We start from the raw sequence: 17,909 nt of genomic DNA, 5'->3' as shown, positions 1-17,909 counted from the left end.
CCACGAGAGTACCCGCTCAGACGTGCGGAATGGAGTCAGCGACGTTCCGGTTTGGCGCTGCGTCCCATCAGTTCCTTGAGCGCGACCAGGGTCGGCTTGCCGTGGTGGACGATGTCGACCACGGTGTCGGTGATGGGCATGTCCACCCCGTGGCGGCGGGCCAGATCGGCCACCGACTGGCAGGACTTGACTCCCTCGGCGGTCTGCCTGGTGACCGCGATGGTCTCCTCGAGGGTCATCCCGCGGCCCAGGTTGGTGCCGAAGGTGTGGTTCCGGGAGAGCGGCGAGGAGCAGGTGGCGACCAGGTCGCCGAGGCCGGCGAGCCCGGAGAAGGTGAGCGGGTCGGCCCCCATCGCCACGCCGAGGCGGGTGGCTTCGGCGAGGCCGCGGGTGATGAGCGAGCCCTTGGTGTTGTCGCCCAGGCCCATGCCGTCCGCGATGCCGACGGCGAGGCCGATGACGTTCTTGACGGCGCCGCCGAGCTCGCAGCCGATGACGTCGGTGCTCGTGTACGGGCGGAAGTACGGGGTGTGGCAGGCGGCCTGGAGGCGCTGGGCCACGCCCTCGTCCACGCAGGCGACGACGGAGGCGGCGGGCTGGCGCGCGGCGATCTCGGCGGCCAGGTTGGGGCCCGTGACCACGGCGATCCGCTCGGCGGGGACCTTGGCCACCTCCTCGATGACCTCGCTCATCCGCTTGGCGGTGCCGAGTTCGATGCCCTTCATCAGGGACACGAGCACGGTGTCGGGGGCCAGCAGGGGCGACCACGCGGCGAGGTTGTCGCGCAGGGTCTGGGACGGGACGGCGAGGACCGTGAAGTCGGCGCCGGCCGCGGCCTCGGCCGGGTCGGTGGTGGCCCGCAGGTTCCCGGGGAGTTCGACGCCGGGGAAGTAGTCCGGGTTGGTCCGGCCGGTGTTGATGGCGTCGACCACCTCCTGGCGGCGGCCCCACAGCGTCACCTCGCAGCCGGCGTCGGCGAGCACGATGGCGAAGGCCGTGCCCCAGGAGCCTGTTCCGAAGACGGTCGCCTTCACGGGACGTGTCACTTGTTGCCCTCCCCTGCGGCCTTGCGCCGCTGTTCCGCCCTGGCGTTGCGATGGTCGTACGGCTGCTCGGGCGCGGTCTCGCCGCGCACCTCCTCCAGCAGCGCGGTGATGGCCGCCATGATGACCTCGGTGACCTCCCGCAGGATCTCCGGGGTGGGTTCCCGGTCGTAGAAGGCGGAGAGGTCCACCGGCGGTCCGGCGAGCACCTGGAGGGTCTTGCGCGGGAAGAGCCGGACCTTGTTCTCCTTGGCGTAGGGCGGCATCGCGAGGTTCGCGCCCCACTGGGCCACCGGAATGACGGGCGCCCGCGTCATCAGCGCCACGCGGGCGGCGCCGGTCTTGCCGGCCATCGGCCACATGTCGGGGTCGCGGGTGAGGGTGCCCTCCGGGTAAAAGGCCACGCATTCGCCGCTCTCGATGGCGTCAACCGCGGCCCGGAATGCGTCCAGGGCGTTGGTGCTCTCCCGGTAGACGGGGATCTGCCCGGATCCGCGCAGGATCGACCCGACAATGGGGACCTTGAAGAGGGCGGCCTTGGCGAGCAATCGCGGCACCCGGCCGGTGTTGTACTGGAAGTGCGCGTACGAGAGCGGGTCCAGATAGGAGTTGTGATTGACGGCGGTGATAAAGCCGCCCTCGGCCGGAATGTGCTCGATTCCCCGCCAGTCCCGCTTGAAGAGCACTACCAGCGGCGGTTTTGCGATGACCGCCGCCAGGCGGTACCAGAAGCCGATTCTGCGGCGGGACACTCGGACACCTTCCTCTAGGACCGGTGCGCGGCTTGGGCACCTCGTGGGCCGGACAAGTGTCACCCCACGCCCGGTCTCTGTCGAGAACACCGTACGCCCCGCTCACGCCACCGGACTCCCGGGCCGCCTGGGCGGGGGCGACAATGGGCCGACACATGACCCGGCCGTGACCCGACCATGGCCCGGGGACGCGCCGGAGCGCACCGGAGGGAAGGGGTCCGTCACGAAAGCCGTCTGGAGTCTGGTGGTCCCACTGAAGCCTCTGGCGGTGGCGAAGAGCCGCCTCGCGAGGGCCGTGGGCGCCTCTCGTCCGGGCCTCGCCCTGGCCTTCGCGCAGGACACCGTCGCAGGCGCCCTGGCCTGCGCCGCGGTCGAGGATGTGGTGGTCGTCACGGACGACGCCACGGCCGGTGCGGAACTGGCGCGGCTCGGGGCGCGGATCGTCCCGGACGCCCCGGCGGCCGGGCTCAACGCGGCCCTGGCCCACGGGGCGCGGGCGGTGCGGCGGGGGCGGCCCGGCGCACCGGTGGCGGCGCTGAACGCGGACCTGCCCGCGTTGCGGCCTCCGGAATTGCAACGCGTGCTCGAAAACGCGTCGGTATTTCCGCGGGCATTTCTGGCGGATGCCGCCGGAATCGGGACGACCCTGCTTTCCGCCGCGCCGGACGTGGAATTGACCCCTTCCTTCGGCGGTCGGTCACGGGCCAGGCATTCGGCCTCCGGAGCGGTGGAAATCGTTCTCGCGGGCGTCGACAGCGTGCGCCGGGACGTGGACACGGCGGCGGATCTGCGGACCGCGCTCACCCTCGGAGTGGGGCGTCACACCGCCCGATACAGTGCCCGTATGCAGGCGACCGCGTACACGTACGACTCCGAGACCCGCAGCGGCAGTGTGCTGCTGGACGACGGCACTCCGGTGCCCTTCGAGGCCCCGGCCTTCGACGCGGGCGGCCTGCGGCTGCTGCGCCCCGGGCAGCGGGTGCGGATCGAGACGGACGGCGCGGGCGCGAGCCTGCGGATCACCCTGGTGACGCTGCAGACCTTCTGAGGAACGGCCGGCGGCGGCCGGACGCACCGCGGGCCGGCTCCCCCGCACGGGGAAAGCCGGCCCGGCCTGTGTGACGCGTGCCCCTACTTCTTGCGGGCGGTGGTCTTCTTCGCGGTGGCCTTGCGCGTCGCCGTCTTCTTGGCGGGCGCCTTCGTCGCTGCGGTGACCTTCTTGGCCGCCGGCGCGGTCTTCTTCGCCGCGGGGGTGGCCTTCTTCGCGGCGGCGGTGGTCTTCTTGGCCGCCGTGGTGGCCTTCTTGGCGGTGGCGGTGGCCTTCTTCGCCGTGGCGGTGCTCTTGACCGCGGCCTTCTTGGCGGTCGCGGTGGTCTTCTTGGCCGTGACCTTCTTTGCGACCGCGGTCTTTGCCGCGGCCTTCTTGGCGGTGGTGGCCTTCTTCGCCACGGCCTTCTTGACCGTCGCGGAGGCGCCACCCGTGAGGCTGCCCTTGGGCGCCTTCTTCACGGACACCTCACCGCCCTTGGGCAGCTTCTTGGTGCCGCTGACCAGGTCCTTGAAGCCCTGACCGGCGCGGAAACGGGGGACAGAGGTCTTCTTGACCCGGACGCGCTCTCCCGTCTGCGGGTTGCGGGCGTAACGGGCCGGACGGTCGACCTTCTCGAACGAGCCGAAGCCCGTGACCGAGACCCGGTCGCCCGCGACGGTAGCGCGGACGATCGCGTCCAGTACCGCGTCGACAGCATCCGCGGCCTGCTGGCGGCCGCCCAGCTTGTCGGCAATCGCTTCTACGAGCTGCGCCTTGTTCACGTCTTCCCCTTCGGAGACTTCGCCAGAACGAATGTGTTCAAGCTTATTTCGCACGTTAGGCGGATATATACCGCAAATCAAACACGAAACGGGCTAATCACCCTAGTGCCGCAACGCTGTAGTCCGTTACGGAGTTCCTTCGCATCAGTCGCCTTCAGGGAATCGACCCTCGTCGAGGTCCTTCATCAACCTGTCCAGGCGCCTTGCCGCATCGGCGAGATCATGCTTCGCCGCGGCCGTGACGACCAACAGCTTCCGGGACAGCGCCATCCTTACGCCCTCCGGGACTTGCAGTGAGCGCACCCGTGTGTGTGCTTCTTTCAGCCGGTCCGCGACGAGTTCGTAGAGCTCGAGTTGACTGTCGCGTTCCATGCACAGATTGTGCCATCTGGGGCGAGTTGTCGCCTCACGGGGCCTCAACAAACGGCTGTGCCCCCCGCCGGAGGGCGGGGGGCACAGTGTTGTCGATGTGATCACCCGAGGGTGAATAAGCGCTGATCAGGCTGGAATCAGACCTGAATCGTGCGCGGCTTGAAGGCCGGGCGGGCGCTTTCGTACGTAGCGATGTCCGCTTCGTTCTGAAGGGTGAGCGAGATGTCGTCCAGGCCCTCCAGCAGACGCCAGCGGGCGTTGTCGTCGAGTTCGAACTCCGCGACGACGCCTTCCGCTCGCACCTGGCGGTCGACCAGGTCGACCGTGATCTCGGCGGTCGGGTCGGCCTCGGTCAGCTTCCACAGTCGCTCGACGGTCTCCTGCGGGAGGACGACGGTCAGCAGACCGTTCTTCAGGGAGTTTCCGCGGAAGATGTCGGCAAAGCGGGAGGAGATGACCGTCTTGAAGCCGAAGTTCTGCAGGGCCCAGACGGCGTGCTCGCGCGAGGAGCCGGTACCGAAGTCGGGGCCGGCGACCAGGACGGTCGCGCCGGCGCGCTCCGGACGGTTCGTGACGAACTCCGGGTCCTTGCGCCAGGCCTCGAAGAGCCCGTCCTCGAACCCGTCGCGGGTGATCTTCTTCAGCCAGTGGGCCGGGATGATCTGGTCGGTGTCGACGTTGCTGCGGCGCAGCGGGACGGCCCGGCCGGTGTGGGTGGTGAAGGCTTCCATGGTTCAGACTCCGGCGGTCGCGTGGGCGTCGGACAGGTCGGCGGGCGAGGCCAGATGGCCCAGTACCGCGGTGGCGGCGGCCACCTGCGGGGAGACCAGGTGGGTGCGTCCGCCCTTGCCCTGCCGGCCCTCGAAGTTGCGGTTGGAGGTGGACGCGGAGCGTTCACCGGGCGCCAGTTGGTCGGGGTTCATGCCCAGGCACATCGAACAGCCCGCGTGCCGCCATTCGGCGCCGGCTTCCTTGAAGACCTTGTCCAGGCCCTCTTCCACGGCCTGCAGGGCGACGCGGACCGAACCCGGGACGACCAGCATCCGTACGCCGTCGGCGACTTTGCGGCCCTCGATGATGCCGGCGACGGCGCGCAGGTCCTCGATGCGGCCGTTGGTGCAGGAACCTACGAAGACGGTGTCGACCTTGATGTCGCGCAGCGGCTGCCCGGCGGTCAACCCCATGTACTCCAGGGCCTTTTCGGCGGCGTGGCGCTCCGAAGCGTCCTCGTACGAAGCCGGGTCGGGGACGTTGGCCGACAGCGGCGCGCCCTGGCCCGGGTTGGTGCCCCAGGTGACGAACGGGGACAGCGTGGTGGCGTCGATGACAACCTCGGCGTCGAAGACCGCGTCGTCGTCGGTGCGCAGGGTCTGCCAGTAGGCGACCGCGGCGTCCCAGTCCTCGCCCGTGGGGGCGTGGTCGCGTCCCTGCAGGTAGTCGAAGGTGGTCCGGTCGGGGGCGATCATGCCCGCACGGGCACCGGCCTCGATCGACATGTTGCAGATGGTCATGCGGGCTTCCATCGACAGCTTCTCGACGGCCTCGCCCCGGTACTCCAGGATGTAGCCCTGGCCGCCGCCGGTGCCGATCTTGGCGATGATGGCCAGGATCAGGTCCTTGGCCGTGACGCCCTCGGCCAGCTCGCCGGTGACGGTGATGGCCATCGTCTTCGGGCGGGCCAGCGGCAGGGTCTGGGTGGCCAGTACGTGCTCGACCTGGCTCGTGCCGATGCCGAAGGCCAGCGCGCCGAAGGCGCCGTGCGTGGAGGTGTGCGAGTCGCCGCAGACCACGGTGGTGCCGGGCTGGGTCAGGCCCAGCTGCGGTCCCACGACGTGGACGACGCCCTGCTCGACGTCGCCCAGCGAGTGCAGGCGGACGCCGAACTCGGCGCAGTTCGCCCGCAGCGTCTCCAGCTGGGCGCGGGAGACCGGGTCGGCGATCGGCTTGTCGATGTCGAGGGTGGGGGTGTTGTGGTCCTCGGTCGCGATGGTGAGGTCGAGGCGTCGGACCTTGCGGCCGGCCTGACGCAGACCTTCGAAGGCCTGCGGGCTGGTCACCTCGTGCAGCAGGTGCAGATCGATGAAGAGGAGGTCGGGCTCGCCTTCGGCGCGCCGGACGACATGGTCGTCCCAGACCTTCTCCGCGAGTGTCCTACCCATCGCTTTCCCTCCGGCCGGCCGGTTGTGCCGGCGCTTCATAGAGATCTCGTGCGCCGCATCGTCCGTACCCCACGTCCCGGACGACGGCTCGGACCCAGTGGTTCGTGGACCCGCACATACAGACTCGCTGGTTCTTGGAAAAATTGAACTTGCGTTTCACAGTGTGAGACGCGAATATCGTTTCATGGACAACTCTAGCGGCGTCGGCGTTCTCGACAAGGCAGCTCTGGTACTGAGCGCACTGGAGTCCGGTCCGGCCACCCTCGCCGGGCTGGTCGCGGCGACAGGGCTCGCACGACCCACGGCACATCGCCTTGCCGTGGCACTGGAACACCACCGGATGGTGGCGAGGGACATGCAGGGCCGGTTCATACTCGGACCGCGGCTGGCGGAGCTCGCCGCCGCGGCCGGCGAGGACCGTCTGCTGGCCACGGCGGGACCGGTACTCACCCACCTCCGTGACGTGACGGGAGAGAGCGCGCAGCTCTACCGCCGTCAGGGAGACATGCGCATCTGCGTGGCGGCCGCGGAGCGGCTTTCGGGCCTTCGGGACACCGTCCCGGTGGGCTCGACGCTCCCGATGAAGGCCGGTTCGGCAGCGCAGATCCTGATGGCCTGGGAGGAGCCCGAGCGGCTCCACCGCGGTCTTCAGGGCGCGCGCTTCACGGCGACGGCCCTCTCGGGCGTACGGCGCCGCGGCTGGGCGCAGTCGATCGGCGAGCGGGAGCCCGGTGTGGCCTCCGTCTCGGCGCCGGTGCGCGGGCCCTCGAACCGCGTGGTGGCCTCCGTATCGGTCTCCGGACCGATCGAGCGGCTGACCCGCCACCCCGGGCGGATGCACGCCCAGGCCGTCATCGACGCGGCCGCACGGCTCACGGAGGCGCTGCGCCGCTCCGGCTGACGCCCCACTCCATCTGTTCACCCCCGGGTCCGGGGGCGCGTACGACGCCGCACACGTCCTAACACGCGCCTCCGGGCCCGTACTTGTCTCCGCGCCGGCGCGACGCCGGTACAACGCGAAGAGGCCCTCCGCGATGAACGCGGAGGGCCTCTTCGATGCGTACCCCCGACCGGATTCGAACCGGCGCTACCGCCTTGAGAGGGCGGCGTGCTAGGCCGCTACACAACGGGGGCTAGCTGGTGCTGCTGTTACTGCGCTGGGCTACCAGGACTCGAACCTAGAATAAGGGAACCAGAAACCCTCGTGTTGCCAATTACACTATAGCCCAAAGTGGTCTAGACCAGACCAACAGTACCCCCGACCGGATTCGAACCGGCGCTACCGCCTTGAGAGGGCGGCGTGCTAGGCCGCTACACAACGGGGGCCCTAGCGATCCTGCATCAAGACGTCCGGGTGCGACCCTGGAGATCTCGCGGGAAGGATCTGTACCCCCGACCGGATTCGAACCGGCGCTACCGCCTTGAGAGGGCGGCGTGCTAGGCCGCTACACAACGGGGGCAAAGCACTGCGTTACTGCTGCACTGCGCTGGGGTACCAGGACTCGAACCTAGAATAAGGGAACCAGAAACCCTCGTGTTGCCAATTACACTATACCCCACCAAAAGTCAACCCCTTGCGGGGTCTTTTCTTCGGGTGGCGCCTCCGTCCGGCCTTTCGGCCCGCTCCGGCGGCGCAGAAAGAACATTACCGGATGCCTGACCGTGCTCCAAAACGGGTATCCCCCGCCAACAGCTCGGGGAGCTGGTCAAGGCCCTCGATGCGGTGTATGCCGTCGGGACCGGGGCCACGGTCTCCGTCGCGGTCGAGCCAGACGGCCAGCAGCCCGGCGTCGCGGGCTCCCCGTGCGTCGATCTCCGGCTGGTCACCCACGTACGCCACCTCGGCGGGGGCGAGCCCCATCGCCGCGCACGCGGCGAGGAAGGCCTCCGCTGCGGGCTTGCTGAACCCGAGCTCCACGGCGCAGACCAGCACCTCGAAGCGGTCGCGCAGCCCGAGGTGGCGCAGCTTCGGGTCCTGGTTGGCGGTGGAGGAGTTGGTGAGCACCCCGTGCCGGTAGCCGGCCGCGAGGGCGTCGAGGGCGGGCACCACGTCGGGGAAGACGGTCCAGGCCGCCTTGTAGTGGTCCACGTAACTGTCGAACCAGGCGTCCGCCTCGTCCGCGGTCATCCCGGGCCGCTCCAGGAACTCCCGCACCCGCTCCTGGCGCTGCCCCTGGAAGGTGCCCTCGCCCGCCGCGAAGCGGGCCCAGTGCCGGTCGGTGATCTGCCTCCACAGCGCGAGCGCCTGCGCGGGGGTCCCGTACCGGCCGACGAGACGCTCGGCCTCCAGCTGCCGCGCCAGCCCGGCGGCATCGGCCCCTGTGTAGTCGAAGAGGGTGTCGTCGATGTCCCAGAGAACCGCTCGGATGACCATGCCCCAAGTATGCAAAACCCCTGCGGAACATGTCCCCCGGACAGGGAAAACGGAATTCAAGGCTCCATTGCCATGGCATCCGGTGCAACAGCTACCGGCTTCACCGGCACGAACGGCCGGGAGGGCGAGATTATCCAGCCTCGCCGGCTACAGGTATCCGGAACCCGGTAAGGCCGGATACGACCAGCCGGTCATGAACAACGCCGCCTCCTTCTGCAGCGGCAGCATGCAGAGAGCCACGGTCTTCTTCAGCAGCGGCTTCTCCGGTGCCTGTGACGCGAGCCGTCACTCCCCCAGCGCACCACAGCCCCGCGCGCGGGGCCCGCACGGGAGGAATGACGACGAGACGAGTGGCAACTGCCGTGCTTGCCGCGTTCGTTCCGGCCGGATGCTCGGCGCAGGGAGCGCCCGGGGACGCCGCAGCGCGACCTGCCGGCGCCGGCGCGAGGCCGCCCCGGGCCGCCGAGCACGTGCTGGCGAAGAAGTGCACGGCCGGCTGTTCGCTCGCCCACCGGCCGCCCGAGCGCGCCGCCGCGGGCCCCGGCCTCGCCTCCCGATATCGCCTCCCGATATCGCAGCCCTCGGCGCAGGCGCAGCTCGGCAAGGAAGAGATATCCGTGCTGTACGGCAGGCGGGGTTCGGAAGGAAAAACGGGCCGCTCGAATACGACGGAGAGTCGATCCCCAAAGAAGGCCGCCTCGGCCGGTCGATTCTTGATTTCCCCAGAGCTGTCAGGACCGGGCGGTGTTTCCGGCAGTCGATGATCACGGCGGAGGCCACGGTGCTCGATGAGCTGCGCGAGCTGTCCCGGAAGAGGATCGCCGCGGCCCGGGCCGTCCTCACGGAGGGCTGATCCCCCTCGCCTCGTCCTCGCCGCCACAGAACTCAGGCCCGGACCCCCTGGCGACTGCCTCGGGGTCCGGGCCTGGTCCTCGTACGGGAGCGGCTAGGCGGCGAGCCTGGCCAGCGCGGCGTCGATGCGGGCCAGCGAGCGCTCCTTGCCCAGGATCTCCAGGGACTCGAAGAGCGGCAGGCCGACGGTGCGGCCGGTGACGGCCACGCGGACGGGCGCCTGGGCCTTGCCGAGCTTGAGGCCGTGGGCCTCACCGGCGGTCAGGACGGCCTGCTTGAGGGACTCGGGGTCCGACCAGTCCGCGGACTCCAGGTTGGCGCGCGCCGTGGTGAGCAGCGCGGCCGGCTCGCCCTTCATCGCCTTGTCCCACGAGGCCTGGTCCTCCACCGGCTCCTTGAGGAACAGGAAGTCGACGTTGGCCGTGATGTCCGACAGGACGGTCACGCGGGTCTGGGCGTACGGGGCGATCCGCGCCCAGGCCTCGGCGTCGAAGTCCTCGGCGGCCCAGTTGGCGTGCGGGGCCTGCAGCCACGGGGCGCAGGCGTCCGCGAAGGCCTTCGGGTCCAGCAGGCGGATGTGGTCGCCGTTGATGGACTCGGCCTTCTTCAGGTCGAAGCGGGCCGGGTTGGCGTTCACGCCGTCGATGTCGAACTTCGACACCATCTCCTCGATCGAGAAGACGTCCTGGTCCTTGGAGAAGGACCAGCCGAGGAGCGAGAGGTAGTTCAGCAGGCCCTCGGGGAGGAAGCCGCGCTCGCGGTACAGGTTGAGCGAGGACTCGGGGTCGCGCTTGGAGAGCTTCTTGTTGCCCTCGCCCATCACGTACGGCAGGTGGCCGAAGCGGGGGATGTCGGTGGCGACGCCGATCTCCATCAGCGCCTTGTAGAGCGCGATCTGCCGGGGCGTGGAGGACAGCAGGTCCTCGCCGCGCAGCACGTGCGTGATCTGCATCAGCGCGTCGTCGACCGGGTTGACCAGGGTGTAGAGCGGCGCGCCGTTCGCCCGCAGGATGCCGAAGTCCGGCACGTTCTCCGGGGTGAAGGTCAGCTCGCCGCGGACCAGGTCGGTGAAGGTGATCGGCTCGTCGGGCATCCGGAAGCGCACGATCGAGGGGCGGTGCTCGCCCTGGAAGGCCTCCAGCTGGACCTGGGTCAGGTCGCGGCAGTGGCCGTCGTAGCCGGAGGGCTTGCCGGCGGCGCGGGCGGCGGCGCGGCGGGCGTCCAGCTCCTCGGTCGAGCAGTAGCAGTCGTACGCGTAGCCGCCGTCGCGCAGCCGCTGGGCGACGTCCGCGTAGATGTCCATGCGCTCGGACTGCCGGTACGGGGCGTGCGGGCCGCCGACCTCGGGGCCCTCGTCCCAGGTGAAGCCGAGCCAGCGCAGCGAGTCGAGCAGCTGGTCGTACGACTCCTCGGAGTCGCGGGCCGCGTCGGTGTCCTCGATGCGGAAGACGAACGTACCGCCGTGGTGGCGGGCGAACGCCCAGTTGAAGAGGGCGGTCCTGACCAGGCCCACGTGGGGGTTGCCGGTCGGGGAGGGACAGAAACGTACGCGGACGTTCGCGTTAGCCACGCTTGATCACCTTGTTGGTGAGAGTGCCGATGCCTTCGATGGTGACGGCGACCTCGTCGCCGACGTTGAGGGGGCCGACTCCGGCCGGGGTCCCCGTGAGGATGACGTCGCCGGGGAGCAGCGTCATGGCCTCGGAGATGTGGACGATCAGGTCCTCGATGGAGCGGACCATGTCACTGGTGCGGCCGAGCTGGCGCTGTTCGCCGTTGACCGTGCACTGGATGGTCAGGTCGCTCGGGTCCAGGTCGGTCTCGATCCAGGGGCCGAGGGGGCAGGCGCTGTCGAAGCCCTTGGCCCGGGCCCACTGCTTCTCGCGCTGCTGGACGTCTCGGGCGGTGACGTCGTTGGCGCAGGTGTAGCCGAGGATGACGTCCTTGACGCGCTCCTTGGGGACCTCGCGGCACATACGGCCGATGACCACGGCGAGCTCCGCCTCGTGGTGGAGGTCCTGGGAGAAGGAGGGGTAGGTGATCGGATCGCCCGGGCCCACCACGGAGGTGGAGGGCTTGAAGAAGGTGATCGGGGCGTCCGGGACCTCGTTGCCCAGCTCCGCCGCGTGCTCCGCGTAGTTGCGGCCGATGGCCACGACCTTGTTCGGGAGCACGGGCGGCAGCAGCCGGACCTTGCTCAGCGGGACCTTCGTGCCCGAGAGCTCGAAGTCCGTGAAAGGGATGCCCTTGATGATGTCGAGCACGAGCGTCGAATCGTCGCCGGGGGCGCCGTCGCCCTCGACCGCGCCGAACGCGACGTTGCCGTCGATCGAGAACCTGGCGATGCGCACGTGTTGCGTCTGCCCCTCTGTATTTCCGCCTGCCGGAGTCTGCGACCCCAGGCTAACGCGGCGGGCAGCGGCGCTTCACGTTCCTTTGCGGGGTGGCTACTCCGCGGCGGCGGCGACCGGCACGTTCATCAGGACGGTGCGGCGCGGGTTCGCGGTCTGCGTCGGCAGCTCGACGGCGTGCTCCGGGGTGGCCGGGGCCGCCTGCAGGTCCTCGGCGTCCTTGAGGTGCGCCAGGGTCGTGCGGCGGGGGTTGGCTATGTTGCGGAACATCGTCGTCGTCTTCATCGGAGTTCGGGGTCCTCGGTTCGATCTGTGAGTGTCGGCTGTCGCATGCACCAACCCTGGCGCCAACCCTTTAAGGGGCAAGGCTAAACATCTGAATCCCCCGGCGAACCAGGAAGTAATGGCCATGGCTGTGTGAGTTTGCTCACCCGTGACCAGACATTCCCGTCAAAGTGGACAGGCAACTCCACCCCCCGAAACGGACATTGCGCCACTGAATGCGCCATTCCGCTCCTGATCATCTCGACTGGGACACCTTGGCAGCCGCGTTGTTTGGATGGCGTAAGTCCGGTTTCTACCGAATGCAGTCGCACATCGAGTAGCGCTTCCATCACGAGAAGTAACCGACTCTCCGGGCCGGTACTCGCACCTTGTTGGAGATCCTCCACTGTGCTGGAATTCGCGGGACCGCCGCGGGAATCAGCCGGCGCGCAGGTGGCGCGACTCAGCGCCGAGCGCGGTGGCCAAGAGAGGAAGACGCGCCGGTCACCGACGACCACCATGGGGCGGCAAGTGCCCCACGACTCGACACCGTCCCACCGGTCGCCCGGCGGGACGCCTGGTCCAGAGGTTGCGACGCTAGTGCAGGGACGATTCAAGAGGGATGGCAGCGCTGCGGCGGAGCAGGAGCCGCGCGGCGGGACCGACCGTGGCTCCTCGCCCCAGCACGCCCAGAACCGCGGGCCGGCTGTCGAAGGCGCAGGCCCCGACACCTCCGCCGCGGTGAAGGCGAAGGGCCGTGGGAAGTCCGTCAAGGCCAGGGTCAAGGCGAAAGCCGGACCTGCCGCGCTTGCCGGACCGGCTGAGCAGGACGTGGCGATACCGAAGGCCCCCAACGGGCCCGGTTCTCGCCTCGCCATGCAGAACTGGCGCATCAGCACGCGACTGGTGTCGCTGCTGACCCTGCCGGTCGTCGCCGCCACCACGCTCGGTGGTTTCCGTATCAACGACTCGCTCAACGACATCGCGCAGCTGGAGCACATGCAGCTGCTGACGACGATGACGCGACAGGCCACCAACCTGGCCGCCATGCTCCAGGAGGAGCGCGACCTCTCGGCAGGTCCGCTCTCGCTCTCCAAGGGCAAGAGCACCACCACGGTGGACGTCGCCCGTCAGTCGACGGACACCGCAGCGAAGGCCTTCGCCGCCGCGACCGACAAGGTCGACAGCACGGGCGAGAAGGACGACACGCTCCGGTCGATCCGCAACAACGTCCTGCAGATCGGTCGCCAGCTCACCAACATCGAGACGATCCGCAGCCGGGCGTACGTCAACGGCGCCCAGCAGACCGTCAGCGAATACAACTCGGTGATCGTCTCGCTGCTCTCCCTCTCCCAGGACATGGCGCAGGCCACCTCCAACCCGGAGATGATCAAGCGTACCCGTGCCCTGGCGGCGTTCTCCGCCGCCAAGGAGTACGCCTCCATCCAGCGCGCGATCATCGCCGCCTCGCTCCCCGACACCTCGGAGAAGCAGGGCGAGCTGAAGGAGAACGACCGGCTGTACGCCCTCTCCGCGCAGAAGGGCGAGCAGCAGGCGAAGACGACCTTCGGACTCGTCTACCAGGGCCGCACCGAGGACCTCCTCGCCGGTCTGGGCGACAGCAACTCCGAGATCTCCACCGCCGACGGCTACTCCCGCCGCGTCCTGTCCAGCCCCGACGCGTTCCTCCGCGAGCGGAACCGCTCCTGGCTCGACTGGTACGACGCCGACGGCACCAAGCTCACGGCCATGAAGGTCATCGAGCTGACCCTGCTCGAGGAGATGGAGCAGAAGGCCCGCGAGCTGAAGAACGAGGCCCAGCAGGACGCCATCATCAACGGTGCCCTGATCCTCCTCGTCCTCGGCGTCTCCCTCGTCGGCGCGTTCGTCATGGCCCGCTCCATGATCCGCTCGCTGCGCCGCCTGCAGGACACCGCGACGCGCGTCGCCCAGGACCGGCTGCCCGAGCTCGTCAAGCAGCTGTCCGAGTCCGACCCGCAGGACGTGGACACGTCCGTGGAGTCGGTCGGTGTGCACACCCGCGACGAGATCGGCCAGGTGGCCGCGGCATTCGACGACGTGCACCGCGAGGCCGTCCGCCTCGCCGCCGAGCAGGCCCTCCTGCGAGGCAACGTCAACGCGATGTTCACCAACCTCTCCCGCCGCTCGCAGGGCCTCATCCAGCGTCAGCTCTCGCTCATCTCCGAACTGGAGTCGCGCGAGGCCGACCCGGACCAGCTGTCCTCCCTCTTCAAGCTCGACCACCTCGCGACCCGCATGCGCCGTAACGGCGAAAACCTCCTCGTCCTCGCGGGCGAGGAGCCGGGCCGCCGGTGGACCCGCCCCGTCCCGCTGGTCGACGTGCTCCGTGCCGCCGCCTCCGAGGTGGAGCAGTACGAGCGTGTCGAGCTGGCGTCGGTGCCCGGCACCGATGTCGCCGGCCGCGTGGTCAACGACCTCGTGCACGTCCTCGCCGAGCTGCTGGAGAACGCCACCTCGTTCTCCTCCCCGCAGACCAAGGTCAAGGTCACCGGTCACGCACTGCCCGACGGGCGCGTGCTCGTCGAGATCCACGACACCGGTATCGGCCTCTCCCCCGAGGACCTCGCCGCGATCAACGAGCGACTCGCGTCGCCGCCGACCGTGGACGTCTCCGTCTCCCGCCGCATGGGTCTGTTCGTGGTCGGCCGCCTGTCCCTGCGACACGGCATCCGCATCCAGCTGCGCCCGTCCGACTCGGGCGGTACGACGGCCCTCGTCATGCTTCCGGTGGACGTCGCCCAGGGCGGCAAGAAGCCGGCTCCCATGGCGGGCCAGGGCGGCCAGGGTGCTCAGGGCGGCCCCGCCGGCGCTCCGGGTGCTCCCGGTGCGCAGGGTGCCGTGCCCGGTGCGGGCGCACGTCCGTCCGTGGGCTCGGGCCCGCAGCGCGGTCAGGTCGCCCCGGGCGCCCAGCGCGCGGCCCTTCCGGGCCGCGACGGCGCCGGTCAGCGTCCGCAGGGCCCGCAGGGCGGCCGGCCCCAGCAGGGTGGTCCCGGTGGCCGTCCCCAGCAGGGTCCGACCACCGCGGGACAGGGTCAGGGTGCCTTCGGTTCCGGTGCTCCGCTGCCCGCCCGCGGTCCGGTCGCCAGTGCCGGCTTCGGCGGTGGCCCTCAGGCCCGTCCGGCGTCCGGTCCCTCCGGCTTCCCGCAGGGCAACGGCTTCGAGCGACCGCAGCCGCCCCAGCAGCAGCAGCCCCAGCAGCAGCCCCAGCAGCCGGCCGCTCCCGCGGCTCCGGCTCCGGGCGGCCCCCGGCCGCAGCTGCCGCCGCGCGGTGGCGCTCCCCGTGCCGAGCTCCCCGGCCCGCAGACCACCAGCTGGGGCAGCGACCAGGCGCGCGGTCACGACGAGCTCTCGGGCCCCGGCTCGACCTCCGAGTTCGCCCGCCCGGACTTCAACGCCCCGATGCCCCAGGGCGACGCCGGCAACAGCACGACCGGTCAGTTCGAGCGTCCGGACGTGCGGGGCAACGTGAACCCGTCCACCACCGGACAGTTCGAGCGCCCGGGCTACCAGCCCCAGCGTCCCGGCGGCCCCGGTGTCGGCGGTTACGCCCCGCAGCCCCAGACCCCGCAGCAGCCCCAGCCGCAGCACATGCAGCCGCTGCCGCAGGGCCACCGGCCGGAGGCCCTGCCCCCGGCCCAGAGCTCCGGCGACGCCCGCAGCCCGATCTTCGACACCCTGGAGTCGAACTGGTTCCGCGAGGAGGGGCAGCAGCCCCCCGCGCAGGGACCGGCCGTGCCCCAGCAGCCGCAGCAGTCCGCCCCGGCGTCCCCCGCTCCGCAGCGGCCGCTGCCGCAGCGCGGCCAGGAGCAGGCGGCCGAGTCCGCCGTCACGGCGACCGGCGCCACGCCGACCGTCAGCTGGCGGTCCTCGCCGAACGACGAGCTGATGCGGCAGGCCGAGCGCGTGCGTCAGCCCGCCGCCGGCGGTATCACGACCTCGGGGCTGCCCCGCCGGGTCCCGCGGGCGAACCTCGTGGCCGGCACCGCGCAGCAGCAGTCCGAGGCGCAGGCTGGTCCCCAGGTCTCGCGCGCCCCGGACGACGTCCGCGGCCGTCTGACCAACCTCCGACGCGGTATCCAGCAGGGCCGTCAGGCCGGCAACAACGGACCGGCGACCGGCAGTTACCACATCGACCCCACTTACCAGCAGGAGCGTTAGTTGAGTTCGATGAGCCAGGCGGCACAGAACCTGAACTGGTTGATCACCAACTTCGTGGACAACACCCCAGGGGTGTCGCACACGGTGGTGGTCTCCGCCGACGGACTCCTTCTGGCGATGTCCGAAGGATTCCCCCGCGACCGCGCCGATCAGCTGGCGGCCGTGGCCTCCGGACTGACCTCGCTGACCGCCGGTGCCTCCCGCATCTTCGAGGGTGGCGCCGTCAACCAGACCGTGGTCGAGATGGACCGGGGATTCCTTTTCCTCATGTCCGTCTCGGACGGATCCTCGCTGGCCGTTCTGGCGCACCCCGAGTGCGACATCGGCCTCGTGGGCTACGAGATGGCCCTTCTGGTGGATCGCGCGGGCAGTGTCCTCACCCCGGACCTGCGTGCCGAACTTCAGGGAAGCCTGCTCGGCTGACTTCCCCCTCTCCCGGCCGGACGGTACTACCGGCCGGGAGACCGGGGCACCGCCCCGGAATCCAGTACCACCGCCAGGCCGTCATACCGTTCCCCCCACCGGCCGCCCCGTCAGACGGCACGCTGACCACTGCTGTCCAGCCCGGAGGATCAATGACCCCGCCCCCCGCCTACTCCGATACGTACGGAGACTCGTACTCGGAAGGCGATCAGCCGCTGGTGCGTCCGTACGCGATGACCGGCGGCCGGACCCGGCCCCGCTACCAGCTCGCCATAGAGGCGCTGGTCAGCACCACCGCCGATCCGATGCACCTGTCCGGCCTGCTCCCGGAGCACCAGCGCATCTGCACCCTGTGCCGCGAGGTCAAGTCGGTCGCCGAGGTCTCCGCACTTCTGTCGATGCCGCTCGGTGTCGCCCGGATCCTCGTCGCCGACCTGGCGGAGGCCGGAATGGTGGCCATCCACCAGCCGGGCAATGGAGAGGCCGGCGGCACGCCGGATGTAACGCTGCTCGAAAGGGTGCTCAGTGGCCTTCGGAACATCTAGCGGAGCGGCTCCTCGCTCCACCACCTCCGCGAAGATCGTGGTGGCGGGCGGCTTCGGCGTGGGCAAGACCACGTTCGTCGGAGCCGTGTCGGAGATCAACCCGCTGCGCACCGAAGCCGTCATGACCAGCGCCTCGGCCGGGATCGACGACCTCACCCACACCGGTGACAAGACGACCACCACGGTCGCCATGGACTTCGGCCGCATCACCCTGGACCAGGACCTGATCCTGTACCTCTTCGGTACACCGGGCCAGGACCGCTTCTGGTTCATGTGGGACGACCTGGTCCGCGGCGCCATCGGTGCGATCGTCCTCGTCGACACCCGCCGTCTCGCCGACTGCTTCCCCGCGGTCGACTACTTCGAGAACAGCGGGCTGCCCTTCGTCGTGGCGCTCAACGGCTTCGAGGGGCACCAGCCCTACACGCCGGAGGAAGTCCGCGAGGCCCTGCAGATCGGCCCCGGCGCTCCCATCATCACCACCGACGCCCGCCACCGCGCGGACGCCAAGAGCGCGCTCATCACGCTCGTCGAGCACGCCCTCATGGCGCGGCTCAAGTAACACGGTTTGGTTGTCGCGCGGGAGGGGCGGGCTGTGTCATACGACACGGCCCGCCCCTGTCGTTCATAACGTTTCGACAGAGAATTGCAGCCATTTGGCAACGGGGTGCGTTCGCCTGGTGCCCCTGCGCGCACAACTGCCCCTATTTTTGCCGCAGGACGCTCTTTATGTCCGATTTATGTAGGGCATAAGGTTCTGCG

The 17,909-nt window shown here is 69.7% G+C and carries 15 protein-coding genes, 5 tRNA genes and 1 pseudogene; 6 read left to right on the top strand and 15 right to left on the bottom strand.

Annotated features, from left to right (window positions below; translation table 11 throughout):
• Positions 1-35 precede the first annotated feature (35 nt).
• Both OG444_RS27205 and OG444_RS27200 read right to left on the bottom strand, forming a co-directional pair.
• The gene (locus OG444_RS27205) at positions 36-1,046 is read right to left on the bottom strand and encodes an NAD(P)H-dependent glycerol-3-phosphate dehydrogenase (RefSeq protein WP_327264632.1); all 1,011 of its coding nucleotides are present in this window, start codon (positions 1,044-1,046) and stop codon (positions 36-38) included.
• Entirely contained in the window at positions 1,043-1,795 is a 753-nt protein-coding gene (locus OG444_RS27200; RefSeq protein WP_327264631.1) for a lysophospholipid acyltransferase family protein, read from the bottom strand. The genes OG444_RS27205 and OG444_RS27200 overlap by 4 nt, the downstream gene beginning before the upstream one ends.
• A gap of 241 nt (positions 1,796-2,036) precedes the next feature.
• On the opposite strand from OG444_RS27200, the pseudogene cofC reads away from it, so the two are divergent.
• Positions 2,037-2,636 (top strand): annotated as a pseudogene (gene cofC / locus OG444_RS27195) (2-phospho-L-lactate guanylyltransferase); the annotation flags it as partial.
• A 290-nt stretch (positions 2,637-2,926) separates the two neighbouring features.
• On the opposite strand, the gene OG444_RS27190 reads toward cofC, so the two are convergent.
• The 4 genes from OG444_RS27190 to leuC all read right to left on the bottom strand — a co-directional run bounded on the left by OG444_RS27190 (position 2,927) and on the right by leuC (position 6,138).
• Positions 2,927-3,607 carry an HU family DNA-binding protein gene (locus OG444_RS27190; RefSeq protein WP_327264630.1) on the bottom strand — a complete coding sequence of 227 codons (681 nt, stop codon included), beginning with the start codon at positions 3,605-3,607 and terminating at the stop codon, positions 2,927-2,929.
• Between the two features lie 144 nt (positions 3,608-3,751).
• Positions 3,752-3,979 (bottom strand): hypothetical protein, encoded by a 228-nt coding sequence (locus OG444_RS27185; RefSeq protein WP_030009267.1) that lies wholly within the window; start codon positions 3,977-3,979, stop codon positions 3,752-3,754.
• Between the two features lie 137 nt (positions 3,980-4,116).
• Positions 4,117-4,710, bottom strand: a complete 594-nt coding sequence (leuD, locus tag OG444_RS27180; protein WP_327264629.1) for a 3-isopropylmalate dehydratase small subunit — start codon at positions 4,708-4,710, stop codon at positions 4,117-4,119.
• 3 nt (positions 4,711-4,713) lie between these two features.
• Positions 4,714-6,138 carry a 3-isopropylmalate dehydratase large subunit gene (gene leuC / locus OG444_RS27175; RefSeq protein WP_327264628.1) on the bottom strand — a complete coding sequence of 475 codons (1,425 nt, stop codon included), beginning with the start codon at positions 6,136-6,138 and terminating at the stop codon, positions 4,714-4,716.
• 184 nt (positions 6,139-6,322) lie between these two features.
• On the opposite strand from leuC, the gene ndgR reads away from it, so the two are divergent.
• Complete coding sequence (ndgR, locus tag OG444_RS27170; RefSeq protein WP_007266782.1) at positions 6,323-7,039, top strand: IclR family transcriptional regulator NdgR; 717 nt, start codon at positions 6,323-6,325, stop codon at positions 7,037-7,039.
• Positions 7,040-7,199: 160 nt separating this feature from the next.
• Here ndgR and OG444_RS27165 read toward each other — a convergent pair.
• The 9 genes from OG444_RS27165 to OG444_RS27125 all read right to left on the bottom strand — a co-directional run bounded on the left by OG444_RS27165 (position 7,200) and on the right by OG444_RS27125 (position 12,000).
• Positions 7,200-7,272 (bottom strand) — tRNA-Glu (locus OG444_RS27165).
• A gap of 23 nt (positions 7,273-7,295) precedes the next feature.
• Positions 7,296-7,367 (bottom strand) — tRNA-Gln (locus OG444_RS27160).
• 24 nt (positions 7,368-7,391) lie between these two features.
• A tRNA-Glu gene (locus OG444_RS27155) sits at positions 7,392-7,464 on the bottom strand.
• Between the two features lie 61 nt (positions 7,465-7,525).
• Positions 7,526-7,598: transfer RNA gene (locus OG444_RS27150), tRNA-Glu, on the bottom strand.
• A gap of 27 nt (positions 7,599-7,625) precedes the next feature.
• Positions 7,626-7,697 (bottom strand) — tRNA-Gln (locus OG444_RS27145).
• A gap of 86 nt (positions 7,698-7,783) precedes the next feature.
• Positions 7,784-8,512, bottom strand: coding sequence for an HAD family hydrolase (locus tag OG444_RS27140; protein ID WP_327264627.1), 729 nt, complete (start codon positions 8,510-8,512; stop codon positions 7,784-7,786).
• A 946-nt stretch (positions 8,513-9,458) separates the two neighbouring features.
• Positions 9,459-10,934: a glutamate--tRNA ligase gene (gene gltX / locus OG444_RS27135; RefSeq protein WP_327264626.1), complete on the bottom strand. Its 1,476-nt coding sequence runs from the start codon at positions 10,932-10,934 to the stop codon at positions 9,459-9,461.
• The gene (locus OG444_RS27130; protein WP_327264625.1) at positions 10,927-11,715 is read right to left on the bottom strand and encodes a fumarylacetoacetate hydrolase family protein; all 789 of its coding nucleotides are present in this window, start codon (positions 11,713-11,715) and stop codon (positions 10,927-10,929) included. Before OG444_RS27130 ends, gltX begins: the two co-directional genes overlap by 8 nt.
• Positions 11,716-11,811: 96 nt before the next feature.
• Positions 11,812-12,000: a hypothetical protein gene (locus OG444_RS27125; protein WP_030009260.1), complete on the bottom strand. Its 189-nt coding sequence runs from the start codon at positions 11,998-12,000 to the stop codon at positions 11,812-11,814.
• Positions 12,001-12,579: 579 nt separating this feature from the next.
• Here OG444_RS27125 and OG444_RS27120 point away from each other — a divergent pair.
• The 4 genes from OG444_RS27120 to OG444_RS27105 all read left to right on the top strand — a co-directional run bounded on the left by OG444_RS27120 (position 12,580) and on the right by OG444_RS27105 (position 17,709).
• Positions 12,580-16,179, top strand: a complete 3,600-nt coding sequence (locus tag OG444_RS27120) for a sensor histidine kinase (RefSeq protein ID WP_327264624.1) — start codon at positions 12,580-12,582, stop codon at positions 16,177-16,179.
• Between the two features lie 9 nt (positions 16,180-16,188).
• Entirely contained in the window at positions 16,189-16,602 is a 414-nt protein-coding gene (locus OG444_RS27115; RefSeq protein WP_030708442.1) for a roadblock/LC7 domain-containing protein, read from the top strand.
• Between the two features lie 152 nt (positions 16,603-16,754).
• Positions 16,755-17,147, top strand: coding sequence for a DUF742 domain-containing protein (locus OG444_RS27110; RefSeq protein WP_327264623.1), 393 nt, complete (start codon positions 16,755-16,757; stop codon positions 17,145-17,147).
• Positions 17,128-17,709, top strand: a complete 582-nt coding sequence (locus OG444_RS27105) for a GTP-binding protein (RefSeq protein WP_046776286.1) — start codon at positions 17,128-17,130, stop codon at positions 17,707-17,709. The genes OG444_RS27110 and OG444_RS27105 overlap by 20 nt, the downstream gene beginning before the upstream one ends.
• Positions 17,710-17,909 lie beyond the last annotated feature (200 nt).

Source organism: Streptomyces sp. NBC_01232 (assembly GCF_035989885.1).
Lineage (GTDB): Bacteria > Actinomycetota > Actinomycetes > Streptomycetales > Streptomycetaceae > Streptomyces.
This window is presented reverse-complemented; position numbering and strand designations above follow the sequence as displayed.

What these genes read in the sequence shown, in the direction of transcription:
- OG444_RS27125 (WP_030009260.1), bottom strand. Translation starts at nt 12,000, where the DNA reads ATGAAGACGACGACGATGTTCCGCAACATAGCCAACCCCCGCCGCACG.
- OG444_RS27185 (WP_030009267.1), bottom strand. Translation starts at nt 3,979, where the DNA reads ATGGAACGCGACAGTCAACTCGAGCTCTACGAACTCGTCGCGGACCGG.
- leuD (WP_327264629.1), bottom strand. Translation starts at nt 4,710, where the DNA reads ATGGAAGCCTTCACCACCCACACCGGCCGGGCCGTCCCGCTGCGCCGC.
- OG444_RS27110 (WP_327264623.1), top strand. Translation starts at nt 16,755, where the DNA reads ATGACCCCGCCCCCCGCCTACTCCGATACGTACGGAGACTCGTACTCG.
- OG444_RS27140 (WP_327264627.1), bottom strand. Translation starts at nt 8,512, where the DNA reads ATGGTCATCCGAGCGGTTCTCTGGGACATCGACGACACCCTCTTCGAC.
- ndgR (WP_007266782.1), top strand. Translation starts at nt 6,323, where the DNA reads ATGGACAACTCTAGCGGCGTCGGCGTTCTCGACAAGGCAGCTCTGGTA.
- OG444_RS27115 (WP_030708442.1), top strand. Translation starts at nt 16,189, where the DNA reads ATGAGCCAGGCGGCACAGAACCTGAACTGGTTGATCACCAACTTCGTG.
- leuC (WP_327264628.1), bottom strand. Translation starts at nt 6,138, where the DNA reads ATGGGTAGGACACTCGCGGAGAAGGTCTGGGACGACCATGTCGTCCGG.